The sequence below is a fragment of the Pseudomonas sp. BF-B-30 genome (genome assembly GCF_019956305.1).
In the GTDB taxonomy this organism is placed as follows: Bacteria; Pseudomonadota; Gammaproteobacteria; order Pseudomonadales; family Pseudomonadaceae; genus Aquipseudomonas; species Aquipseudomonas jessenii.
On the sequence record NZ_JAHBDG010000042.1, the window covers coordinates 35,672 to 46,582 of the forward strand.

The 10,911-nt window shown below is 62.4% G+C and carries 9 protein-coding genes; 6 read left to right on the top strand and 3 right to left on the bottom strand.

Annotated features, from left to right (window positions below; all coding sequences use genetic code 11):
• Positions 1-96 precede the first annotated feature (96 nt).
• From KGB29_RS20505 to KGB29_RS20520, 4 genes are all read left to right on the top strand, one after another.
• Positions 97-936: an SDR family NAD(P)-dependent oxidoreductase gene (locus KGB29_RS20505; RefSeq protein WP_150814209.1), complete on the top strand. Its 840-nt coding sequence runs from the start codon at positions 97-99 to the stop codon at positions 934-936.
• Positions 923-1,849, top strand: coding sequence for an alpha/beta hydrolase (locus tag KGB29_RS20510; protein WP_150814208.1), 927 nt, complete (start codon positions 923-925; stop codon positions 1,847-1,849). The genes KGB29_RS20505 and KGB29_RS20510 overlap by 14 nt, the downstream gene beginning before the upstream one ends.
• Complete coding sequence (locus tag KGB29_RS20515; RefSeq protein ID WP_150814207.1) at positions 1,846-2,961, top strand: 3,4-dihydroxy-2-butanone-4-phosphate synthase; 1,116 nt, start codon at positions 1,846-1,848, stop codon at positions 2,959-2,961. The genes KGB29_RS20510 and KGB29_RS20515 overlap by 4 nt, the downstream gene beginning before the upstream one ends.
• Positions 2,962-3,099: 138 nt before the next feature.
• On the top strand, positions 3,100-3,558 hold the full coding sequence (locus KGB29_RS20520) for an REP-associated tyrosine transposase (RefSeq protein ID WP_150814206.1): 459 nt from the start codon (positions 3,100-3,102) through the stop codon (positions 3,556-3,558).
• A 197-nt stretch (positions 3,559-3,755) separates the two neighbouring features.
• Here KGB29_RS20520 and surE read toward each other — a convergent pair whose 3' ends face one another.
• The 3 genes from surE to KGB29_RS20535 all read right to left on the bottom strand — a co-directional run bounded on the left by surE (position 3,756) and on the right by KGB29_RS20535 (position 7,793).
• A complete protein-coding gene (gene surE, locus KGB29_RS20525) occupies positions 3,756-4,733 on the bottom strand; it encodes a 5'/3'-nucleotidase SurE (protein WP_150814205.1) in 978 nt (325 codons plus the stop codon).
• Positions 4,734-4,812: 79 nt separating this feature from the next.
• A complete protein-coding gene (locus tag KGB29_RS20530) occupies positions 4,813-6,192 on the bottom strand; it encodes a DUF1329 domain-containing protein (RefSeq protein ID WP_057714060.1) in 1,380 nt (459 codons plus the stop codon).
• A gap of 23 nt (positions 6,193-6,215) precedes the next feature.
• Complete coding sequence (locus tag KGB29_RS20535; protein WP_057714061.1) at positions 6,216-7,793, bottom strand: DUF1302 domain-containing protein; 1,578 nt, start codon at positions 7,791-7,793, stop codon at positions 6,216-6,218.
• Positions 7,794-8,059: 266 nt separating this feature from the next.
• Here KGB29_RS20535 and KGB29_RS20540 point away from each other — a divergent pair, with 266 nt between their 5' ends.
• Positions 8,060-9,802, top strand: coding sequence for an FAD-binding protein (locus KGB29_RS20540; RefSeq protein ID WP_223616479.1), 1,743 nt, complete (start codon positions 8,060-8,062; stop codon positions 9,800-9,802).
• The gene (locus KGB29_RS20545) at positions 9,799-10,677 is read left to right on the top strand and encodes an SDR family NAD(P)-dependent oxidoreductase (protein ID WP_150814203.1); all 879 of its coding nucleotides are present in this window, start codon (positions 9,799-9,801) and stop codon (positions 10,675-10,677) included. Before KGB29_RS20540 ends, KGB29_RS20545 begins: the two co-directional genes overlap by 4 nt.
• The last annotated feature ends 234 nt before the right edge of the window (positions 10,678-10,911 follow it).

A 10,911-nucleotide genomic window follows, 5' to 3' on the forward strand; every position in this document is an offset into this window, starting at 1 on the left:
CCGCCCCTGTAAAAGCGGGCATCGTCTGAATGGACGATGGCTGCTTTAAGTAGGCCCGCTCTACTGGCGCCATTGGACCCATGGCAGGAGTTGGCGATGAGTAATGAACAAGGGCCGGTAGCGGTGATTACCGGGGCCGCCAGTGGTATTGGCCGTGGCCTGGCCGAACACGCGGCGACACTGGGCATGCGCCTGGTGCTGGCGGATCGGGATGCAGCGGGCCTGCAAGCCCTGTGCGACGAATTGAAGGCCAGCGGTGTGCAAGCGATTGCCTGCGTCACCGATGTCGGTGATGTGAAACAGGTCGAGCGCTTGCGTGACCGGGCTGTCGAGCACTTTGGCGGGGTCGACCTGCTGTTCAACAATGCCGGGGTGATGCAAACCGGCTTCAGCTGGGAAATCACCGAGACGCAATGGCAGCGCATGCTGGACGTCAACCTCAACGGCGTTATCAACGGCATTCGCACCTTTGTGCCGTTGCTGCTCAGTCAGGGTCGGGCAGCGCATGTGGTCAACACCGCGTCCCTAGCCGGGCTGGTCAGCAGTCCGCTGATGGCGCCGTACAACGTGACTAAGCAGGCGGTGGTCGCGCTCTCGGAAACCCTGCATTACGAACTCGCCATGATCGGTGCGCCGGTATCGGTTTCGGTGCTGTGCCCGGGGCCGGTGGCCAGTGAAATCATGGCGTCGAACCAGGTGGTGGACACTGCCGGGTCCGACTTCAGCCAACTGCTCGACAGCACCATTCGCCAGGGCATGACCCCGGCGGAACTGGCCGCGCAAGTGTTCGCCGCCATCGCGCAAAAACGCTTCTGGATCCTGCCCCACAAGGGTTTCAAGCCGGCCCTTGAGCGCCGGGTACAAAGCATCCTGGGCGAGACCAATCCGCAGTTTCAAATGGCCGACGTAGAGGACGATGCCCATGCCGCTCGATAAGCAGATCGCTGGGGTGCTCCAGCAATTTCGCGACATCCCCGAGCCCGATTTCAGCCAGGTCGATGCCGCTCAGTACCGGCAGTTCTCCGACAACCTGCTGCCGGCCATCCCCGGCGATCCGATGAGCGAAGTGCGCGACTTGCGGGTGGCCGGCGCGGACGGGGAACTGGACGCACGGCTGTACCGGCCATCGGAAGAACCCGACCTGCCGTTGCTGGTGTTTTTCCATGGTGGCGGGTTTGTCATGGGCAACCTCGATACCCACGACAATCTCTGCCGCTCGCTGGCCCGCCAGACCGAAGCGGTGGTGGTGTCGGTCGCCTACCGACTGGCGCCGGAAAGCAAGTTCCCCGCTGCGCCTCTCGATTGTTATGCGGCCACCTGCTGGCTGGTCGAGCACGCGGCTGAATTGCGTGTCGATGGCAGCCGGCTGGCTGTGGCCGGAGACAGCGCCGGGGGCAATCTGGCGCTGGCGGTCAGTCAGTTGGCGGCACGACGCCAAGGACCGAAGATCAGCTATCAGTGCCTGTTTTACCCGGTCACCGATGCGGGTTGCGACTCTCAGTCCTTCGAAGACTTTGCCGAGAGCTACCTGCTTTCCGCCGCAATGATGCGCTGGTTCTGGCAGCAGTATCTGCAAGACGTCGGGCAGGCGGATGACCCATTGGCCTCGCCGTTGCGTGCCGAGAGCCTGGCGGGATTGCCGCCAACCACCCTGATGACCGCCGAATTCGACCCGTTGCGCGATGAGGGCGAGGCCATGGCCGAATGTTTGTGCGAGGCCGGCGTGCCTGTGCGCGTACAGCGTTGTGACGGCATGATCCACGGCTTTATCAGCATGGCGCCATTTGTCGAAGGGGCGGCACATGCCTTGTCCGATGCGGCAGCCGACCTGCGCGGGGCGCTCAAATGAACGGCCTGGCTTTCAACACGGTACCGCAACTGATCGAGGCCATCGGCGCCGGTCGGATGGTGGTGATCACCGACGACGAACACAACGGCGAAGGCTCGTTGCTGATGGCCGCCGAACAGGCCGGGGCCGAAGCCGTCACTTTCATGGCGGTGCAGGCACGCGGGCTGATTTGCCTGGCCCTGACCGAGCAGCGCTGTCGCGCGCTGGGCCTGGACCTGATGGTGCCCAACTCCCGGGCGCAACATGGCGTGGGTTTTACCCGCTCGATCGAAGCCGCCACCGGGGTGTCCACGGGTATCTCGGCGGCGGACCGTGCGCGGTCGATCCAGGTGGCGGTCGACCCGGCCAGCGTTCCGACGGACCTGGTGCAACCGGGGCATATCTTCCCGGTGCAAGCCTTGCCCGGTGGCGTGATGCAGCGGGCCGGACATGTCGAGGCCGCTTGCGACCTGACACGTCTGGCGGGGCTGCAACCGGCGGCAACCCTGGTGGGCATTCTCAACGAGGACGGCGAACTGGCCCGTGGTGCCGAATTGCATGAGTTCGCCCAACGTCATGGCTTGCGGATCGGCACCATTGCCGACCTGATTCACTACCGCATCCTGCATGAAGGCACAATCGAGCGCGGCGGCGAGTATCCGCTGCATACCCGCCACGGTGAGTTCCAGGTGACCACCTATCAGGACACCTACCAGGGCTCGCTGCACCTGGCGCTGGTCAAGGGCCGGATCGACAGCACGCAACCGGTGTTGGTGCGGGTGCAAAGCATCGAGACGTTGCGTGACGTGCTGGGGTGTGAAAGCGAAGGCGGGCCGCAACAGTGGACGCTGGAGCGTTCGCTGGCCAGTATCGCGGCGGCCGGTAGCGGTGTGCTGGTGCTGCTGGCGCAAAAGGAATCCGCCGAGGGCGTGCTTGAGCAACTGCGTCAGCGCAGCGGCGGCAAGCACCGGGCGCCACAGTTTCCGCAACGGACTTTGGGCATTGGCGCGCAGATCCTGCGCGACCAGAACGTGCGCAAAATGCGCCTGATGAGTTCGCCGGTGCCGTACACCGCCGTGTCCGGGTTTGATCTGGAAGTGACGGAGTTTGTGCCGTTTCAGCCGACAGTCTGAAGCCAACACAAAACCCAGTGGGAGCGAGCTTGCTCGCGATAGCTATCGATTAGTCACATCCGGTCAAAGGTTGACCCAACGCCCAAGCATCCACCGGTCTAGCCTTGCTCCTGAATTCACTACGGAGGGGGCAAAGGAATGCCTGATTTACCTGCTTCATTTCGTCTGCGCATCGGCCGCTATGCCGAGCCCAACAGGGTTTACCTGTTGACGAGCAACACGCTGGATCGAGAACCGGTTTTCAAGGATTTCGGTTTGGGCAGGCTGGTCGTCAAGCAATTTCAATATGCACGGGAACAATACTGGGCGAACTCTTTAGCGTGGGTCGTCATGCCCGATCATTTTCATTGGTTGATCGAGTTGCAGCAGTGCTCACTCAGTCAGCTGATGCAAAAAACCAAATCATTGAGTACGCGGGCCGTGAACATGTCCGTCGGACGTAAAGGCAGTCTATGGCAGCAGGGCTATCACGATCGGGCGTTGAGGCGGGATGAGGACCTGGTCAAGCTTGCTCGATATGTTGTCGCGAACCCGTTGCGGGCTGGGTTGGTTGAGAAGCTTGGCGACTATCCGTTGTGGGATGCGATCTGGGTTTGATCCGTAACCGCGTAGCCACCATCGCGAGCAAGCTCGCTCCCACAATGATTTTTGGATAGCCGCAGATGTTGCGTACACCCGGTAACCCTGTGGGAGCGAGCTTGCTCGCGATGGCGGACTGTCAGTCGACATCAATGGTGAATGTGTCGGCCTCATCGCGAGCAATGGTTTTGTGATTAACACCGTTCCGTGCTTGCTTAAGGCTTCACACCCCGCAACATTTTCTTCGCCTGATCTTGCACCGCCTCTGGCGCGGTCATGTTGCCGTCGATCACGGTGATCACCGCGTGGCCTTGCCACAGTTGATAGGCATCGGCCTTTTGCTGGGTTTCGGTCGGTGTCGACGGGGCAGCCAGGTTGACGTGGACCACGCCGTCGGCGCCGCGCTGGGAGGTGAAGTTGACCCGATCCCAATTGCCGATCGGCGCAAAGCGCACGCCTTTGACTTCATCGGGTTTGAGGGGCGGGTAGTTGAGGTTCAGGCCGCTGACGCCCGGCAGGCCGAGCACGTTCAAATCACACTGATGTTTGTTCCTGGCACAGGCCTGTTTGGCGTCTGTACCGGCCAGGCCCGCCTGTTCGATGACCTTCACGGCAAAGCGCGCCGTGTCGTCCATGGCGCCGAGGGTCTTGCGGTAGCCGGCCTGCTGGTCGCGGATGATCAGGTCCATGTCGATACCCGTGGACACCGCCACCGCCGGAATTCCCTTGAACATCGCGCGAACGGCGGCGTTGAGGGTGCCGGACATCTGCGTCAGCGGGCCGACGTTTTCGCCGAAGTTGCTGCCTGACACCACCAGGTCCGGCGGCGAATCCTTGAGGATCACATCGAGGCCGACGTTGACCGCATCCACCGGCGTGCCGATGGCGGAGGTCTTGCCGGCGGGCGGGGTGTAGTCCTGTGGTGGCCCGACGCAAAACTTGCCTGGCGCCAGTTCGGTCACCGCCAGGGCCTGGCCGGGTACGACCACGCTGGCGGCGCTGATGCCGCTGCTGTCGTTCAACGGGCCGACCAGGGTGACCTTGTGCCCGGCGGCGGTCAGCGCCCGGTACATCGCATCGATGCCGGGCGCGCGGCAGCCATCGTCGTTGGTCAGCAGGATGTTCAGGGCGTTGGCTTGCATCGACAGGCCAACGCTGGCCATGGCGATGATGCCGGTGAGGAGTTTGTTCATGGCGAAGTCTTCCGTGGGCGCAGCGGATTTTACAAAGCACAACGCCCCGACCGAATGATTCGGTCGGGGCGCGGTGAGTTTAGCGGGTGCCGAGTTTGCGCAGGTTGCCAGGGGTGAATTCGTCTTCAGTGAAGGCGGTGGCATTGAGCTTGGCCGGCTTTTGATCGATCAGCATGCGGTCAACCAGGTAAGAGCCGGCGATCAGGTCGTGGTAGATGCCGAGACGAGCGTGGTAGCGCTGCATCTCATAGGCGTAGATCGAGGTCTGCATGTTGGTGCGCCACAACTGGCCACGGCTGTCGTAGTTGTCGGCCATGGTCGCGGACCAGGTGTCCTCGTCCAGGTACAGCACGCGCTTGGCGTATACGTGGCGGGCACCTTCCTTGAGGTTGGCCTGCAACACCCAGACGCGGTGTTTCTCGTAGCGCATGTACTGCGGATCGACGTGGCCGGTGGTGTCCAGGATCTGGTCGGCCGTTACGCTCGGGTCGTCGATCTTGTAGTTGTGGTACGGAATGTAGATTTCCTTCTTACCGACGATGGTCCAGTTGTAGCGGTCTGGCGCACCGTTGAACAAGCGGTCTTCGTCGTACACGCGAAAACCTCCCGCGCCGGTCGGCGAGTCATAACCCACGGTCGGCGCGCGACGTACCCGGCGTTGGCCGGGGCTGTACTGCCAGGCCTGGCGCGGGGAGGCGGTCGGATTGATGAACTCGTGACCGACCACGATCTCGCCTTTCTTGCGCACCGGTTCCAGGGTGGTGAGCAGGAAGTGGGTGGATACACCGTTCGCGGCCTCCAGGGTTTTGTCCGGGCTCGACCAGATCGAGAAGATCTTGTAGTTGACCTCTTCCAGCACCTTTTCCTTGTTGGAGTACACCACCGCCTGGCCGTAGTTGGCCTCTTCAGTGTTGGCGCGCCCCTGCAAGGTATGGTTGAACATCAACTCGCTGCCGTTCTTCGGGATCGGGAACGGCGAGGCACCCCAGGCGTTTTTGGTGTCGTTGTTGTCATTCTCGAGTTCGGCAGTGACGGCGTTTTTCTTGATCTGGTCTTCCAGGCGCTGATCAAGGCGGAAGTCGCGGTGGCTCGGGTAGACCGGGATCTTGAAGGTATCCGGGTATCGCTTGAACAGCGCCTTCTGGCCATCGGTCAGGTTGTCGGCGTACTTGTCCATGTTCTTCGAATCGATCACGAACAGCGGTTTTTCCGCGGCGTACGGGTCCGGGTACGGCGTGCCGGGGCCGGCGTATTTGAGTCCTGGCGGCAGGCCGCGCCATTTGCCGGACCAGGCCGGGATGCTGCCGTCGGCGTTGCCGGCTTTTTCGGCGCCCATCGGGGTCAGGTCCTGGCCCAGGCGGGCGGCTTCTTCGGGGCTGACCTTGGCGTAGGCCAGGCCACTGCCGAGCAGGCCGACGGTCAGCGCAGTGCTCAATAATGTTTGGGTGAATCTGGACATGCTGTGCTCCTCCGACAGGGGAATCAGAACCGGTACTTGAAGTTGAGCGCGACGTTATCGCGGTCGGCCAACGGGCTGTTGTTGGCGCTGCCGAGGTAGGCGTTGTAGCGGGCCTCGACGGTGAAGTTGCCCAGGTAGCGCCACGAACTGCCGATGCTGGCGCGGTTATCGTTCTGGCCGGCGTTGATCGAGCCGACCATCGAGCTGTCGCCGTGGGCGGCGGCGCTGAAGGTGACAGGCACCGACATGTCCCATCCGCTGAACACGTCGTTGTAGTCAAAGTTCGCCTGCACCGTGTAGCCCCAGGCATCGCGGTCATAGACCAGGCTGTCGGTGCCCGGCAGCGCGAAACCAGGGGCCAGGGTCACTGGCTGCGACTCGTCGTTGCTGACCACGGTGTTGTAGACCAGCTCGCCGGTCAGGCTGGTGTTGTCGGCGAAGGAGGTCGGGCCGAGCACATAGATCATCGACGTTTGCGCTTGTATGGTCTTGCCGCGCACGGGGCTGGAGAAACCGTTGTCGACCATCACTGGCGTGCCGTCTCGGTAGCTGACTTCACCGGCCCAGCTGACATCGCCCAGCACCGTGGCGAAACTCGCACCGAACAGGTCGATGTTGTCGAAGTAGCGCACCTGGTAGCGGCCCAGGTTCGTCGCAAAGTCCAGCGACGGCGTCTTGTCGTGATAGCGCGAGTAGAAGAGGCCGAACTCGGTGTTGTTCAGTGACTCCGCGGCGTAGGTGAAGGCCACACCGTACTGGCCGCTGTCGCTCGGCTTGTCGTCCTTGAGGCGGGTGACGAAACCGGAGGCGTCGTTGAAGCCGCCCTCGTCGATGAAGTCGGTGGTGGAGAAGTAACTACCCACGCCGAACAGCTCGGTTTTCTCCCACTTGTATTGGTAGTAGGCCTGGATACCCAGGCTTTCGGTCAGGGCGAACTGGGTGAACAGTTGGCCGACCGGCAGCAGGATTTCCTTGACCTCGACGCCCGGGGTGGTCGCCTTGGTCGCGTCCACCGGGCTCTGGGCCGCGGAAATACCCGGATAGAACAGACTTTCACCCCAGCTCACCACCTGATTACCCAGGCGCGCGTTGAGGGCATGGCCGCTCACGTCCCAGGTGCCATAGGCGTAGTAGTCGAGCATGCGCAACTCATTGCGATGCTGGTCGATGGTGTCCTGGGAGAAACGGTCGGGTTTGCTGCAATGGCCGCCGGCGAAGCAGTTGGAAGTGCCGGTGGTGTTGTCGTTGTCCTGATCGTAGACGTTGTCGTAGAAGCCCGTCGCCCGGACGAACACGCCGTAGTCGTCTTGCCACTTGATGTTGGCTTCGGTGAGAAAGCCGCTGCGGTTGTTGATCAGGCTGCCTTTGTCGAACGCGTTGTCGCCGTCATTGCCGTTGGCATTGGCGGTCAGCTTGTGATCGCGAGACTCGGTCCGCCAGGCGAGGCTGTAGGTCAGTGTGGTGTCCCAGTCGATGCTCAAGTCTTCGCTTGGCTGAAAGCTCATGGCGTTAACGTGAGCGCTAAGTCCACCAGCCAGCATCAATAGAACAAGCTGTGTGCGAGGGTGCTGTGTTGGTGGGGCGATTATTGTTTTTATCATGTCGTCCTCATGGCCCAGGTCAGACCTGCCCGACCTGCATTTCAGGGGAGTGATTGGTGCTGTGGGCGACTATGGAGTCACGACTTGCGCGCAACATCGTCCAAGCGGACTAAGCGATTTGTACGGGGCGGGCGCAGTCCCGGCCTTAGTCTTATCGGACGATGAACACCCGGCGCACGGGGCGAACAATCCCGAGACCGACTGCACCGGGCGAAGATCCGGCGGTGGCGGTTTCTGCCTGATGGGCGCTGAACAAGGGTGATCGCATGAACACTGCCGGGATCAAATGGGACGAGTGCTGTGATGTGTTGGTGATTGGCTCGGGAGCCGGGGGCATGACCGCAGCGCTGCGCGCCCACGACCTGGGCCTGAATGCGCTGCTGATCGAAAAGAGCGGCGAGTACGGCGGCACCTCGGCGGTGTCCGGCGGCGGCATCTGGATCCCCAACAACCACCGGATCAACGCCATTGGCGGCAGTGATTCGGCGGCCGAAGCGATTGCCTACATCCGCGCCGTGACCCACGGCGAGATCGACGACGGGCGCATCGAAGCCTATGTCGAACACGGCCGGGAGATGGTCGAGTACCTGGAACAACACACCCGCGTGCGCTTCGAGGCGCAACCGCGCTACGCCGATTACTACCCGGAAGTCGAGGGCGGAAAACCGGGCTATCGTTCGATGGATCCGCAACCGTTCGATGCCGCCGAACTCGGCGAAGAATTTTTGCGCATGCGCGCACCGTCCCCCGGCACCCTGATGATGGGACGCATGGCGATGACCATGAAAGAGGCGCAAGTGCTGCTGTGCCGTGGCCCCGGCTGGTTGCGCCTGACCCTGCGGGTGATGTGGCGCTACTGGCGTGATCGCGAGGGGCGGCGTTTATCCCGTCGCGACCGTTTCCTGACCCTGGGCAATGCCTTGATCGGTGCCTTGCGCTGTTCGTTGCAGGATCGCGGCAAGTCGCTGTGGCTCAACTGTGCATTCGAAGAGCTGCTGCTGGTCGGCGACCGGGTCGGCGGGGCACGGGTCAATCGCAACGGTCAGTTGCTCAACGTCAAGGCGCGCTACGGGGTGATCATCGCCGCCGGTGGTTTCGAGCGTAACCAGGCGATGCGCGAGCAGTACCTGCCGCAGCCGTCCCGGGCCAACTGGAGTGCCACGCCACCCAACAATACCGGCGACGGTATTCGCGCTGGCCAGGCCATCGGTGCTCGGACCGCGTTAATGGAGCACAGCTGGTGGGCGCCGACCACTTACGTCAAGGGTGAAGAAAAACAGCGGGCGCTGTTCGTTGAACGCACCTTGCCGGGGTGCGTGATGGTCAACGCGGCGGGGGAGCGTTTCGTCAACGAAGCCGCGCCCTATACCGATATCGTTTACGCGATGTACGCCAACAACCGTGAAGGCGCCGCGAGCGTGCCGTGCTGGATGGTGTTCGACGCCGAGTTCCGCCGCAAATACCCGTGCGGCGCCTTGTTGCCGGGCTATGCCCAGCGCGATTGGCAATTGCCCGAGCATTTGCGTGATTACTTCCACAAGGCGTCGAGCCTGGAAGAACTGGCGACGAAAATCGGCGTCGACGCTGGCGGGCTGGTGCGCACCGTGCAGCGTTTCAACGGCATGGCCGTGCAGGGCGTCGACGAGGATTTCCACAAGGGCGAATCACTGTTCGATCGCTACTACGGCGACCCGAACGTGCAACCCAATCCGTGCCTGGCGCCGTTGCTCAAAGGGCCGTTCTACGCCGTGCGCATCGACGCCGGCGACATCGGCACCAAGGGTGGCCTGCTGACCGACGTGCACGCCCGCGTGTTGCATGAAGACGGCGAACCGATCAACGGTCTGTACGCCATCGGCAACAGCGCCGCCTCGATGATGGGCCGCACCTATCCGGGTGCCGGTTCGACCATCGGCCCGGCCATGACCTTCGGTTACCTGGCAGCCAATCACATCAAGCGCCAGAGCGAAACCGCTTCGGCGAAAACCTTGTTCGGGAGTGTCGAATGAACAACCAGCGTCCACAGATCGCCGTAGTGACCGGCGCCAGTCGCGGAGTCGGGCAGGGTATTGCCCTGGCCCTTGGGGCGGCGGGCATGACGGTGTATGTCACCGGTCGCGCCCCGGCGCAGGGCGGGTCGAATTTGTACGGGCATGCCTTGCGCGGCTCGCTGGAGGACACCGCCGCCGCGATCACCGACGCCGGTGGGCGCGGTATCGCGGTGGTCTGTGATCACGCCGATGACGCGCAGGTTCAGGCGCTGTTTACCCGTGTGGAAAATGAGTGCGGGCATCTGGATCTGCTGGTGAACAACGCCGCGTTCATCCATGACCAGTTGATCGAACCAGGGCCGTTCTGGACTAAATCGCTGGACCTGGTGCGCATTCTCGACGTCGGCCTGCGCTCGGCCTACATCGCCAGCTTCTACGCCGCGCCGCTGTTGCTCAAAAGTGCACAAGGGCTGATTTGCTTCACTTCGTCGTTCGGTGCCGGGTGCTACATGCATGGCCCGGCGTACGGCGCGCAAAAGGCCGGCGTCGACAAGCTGGCGGCGGACATGGCGATCGATTTCGAAGGGCAGGGCGTGGCGGCATTGTCGCTGTGGCTCGGCCCGCAACTGACCGAACGCACGAAGATTGCCGGCGAACAGCATGGCGAGCAGTACCAGGCGTTTCTGGCCCACGCCGAAACCCCGCAATTCAACGGGCGGGTGATTCATGCCTTGCTCAATGATCCGCAGTTGATGGCGTTGTCCGGGCAGACCCTGATCACCGCCGAAATCGCCCCTGGCTACGGCATCAGCGAAGCCGAAGGCCGCCAGCCGCCGTCCCACCGCGCCATGCTCGGCGACCCGCGCCAGCAGCATCCGGCGCGGGTGGTTTAACTCGGTACCAGGTAAAACACAAAACCCTGTGGGAGCGGGCTTGCTCGCGAAAGCGGTATGTCAGTCAACAATAATGTTGAGGCTGATGACCCCTTCGCGAGCAAGCCCGCTTGTATGTTTAGACTTGAAGGGGTGGGCGGGACTAACAGCTCGATTCCGACTCTAGCCAGTACGGACCGTGGGAGACTTCTCGTTCCGCCCTTTCTACCTAAAGCGCCGATAAGGAATTCATCG

Bases quoted from the DNA above. Each gene is read 5' to 3' on its own strand.
- KGB29_RS20505 (WP_150814209.1), top strand. From the start codon at position 97: ATGAGTAATGAACAAGGGCCGGTAGCGGTGATTACCGGGGCCGCCAGT.
- KGB29_RS20510 (WP_150814208.1), top strand. From the start codon at position 923: ATGCCGCTCGATAAGCAGATCGCTGGGGTGCTCCAGCAATTTCGCGAC.
- KGB29_RS20515 (WP_150814207.1), top strand. From the start codon at position 1,846: ATGAACGGCCTGGCTTTCAACACGGTACCGCAACTGATCGAGGCCATC.
- KGB29_RS20520 (WP_150814206.1), top strand. From the start codon at position 3,100: ATGCCTGATTTACCTGCTTCATTTCGTCTGCGCATCGGCCGCTATGCC.
- surE (WP_150814205.1), bottom strand. From the start codon at position 4,733: ATGAACAAACTCCTCACCGGCATCATCGCCATGGCCAGCGTTGGCCTG.
- KGB29_RS20530 (WP_057714060.1), bottom strand. From the start codon at position 6,192: ATGTCCAGATTCACCCAAACATTATTGAGCACTGCGCTGACCGTCGGC.
- KGB29_RS20535 (WP_057714061.1), bottom strand. From the start codon at position 7,793: ATGATAAAAACAATAATCGCCCCACCAACACAGCACCCTCGCACACAG.
- KGB29_RS20540 (WP_223616479.1), top strand. From the start codon at position 8,060: ATGAACACTGCCGGGATCAAATGGGACGAGTGCTGTGATGTGTTGGTG.
- KGB29_RS20545 (WP_150814203.1), top strand. From the start codon at position 9,799: ATGAACAACCAGCGTCCACAGATCGCCGTAGTGACCGGCGCCAGTCGC.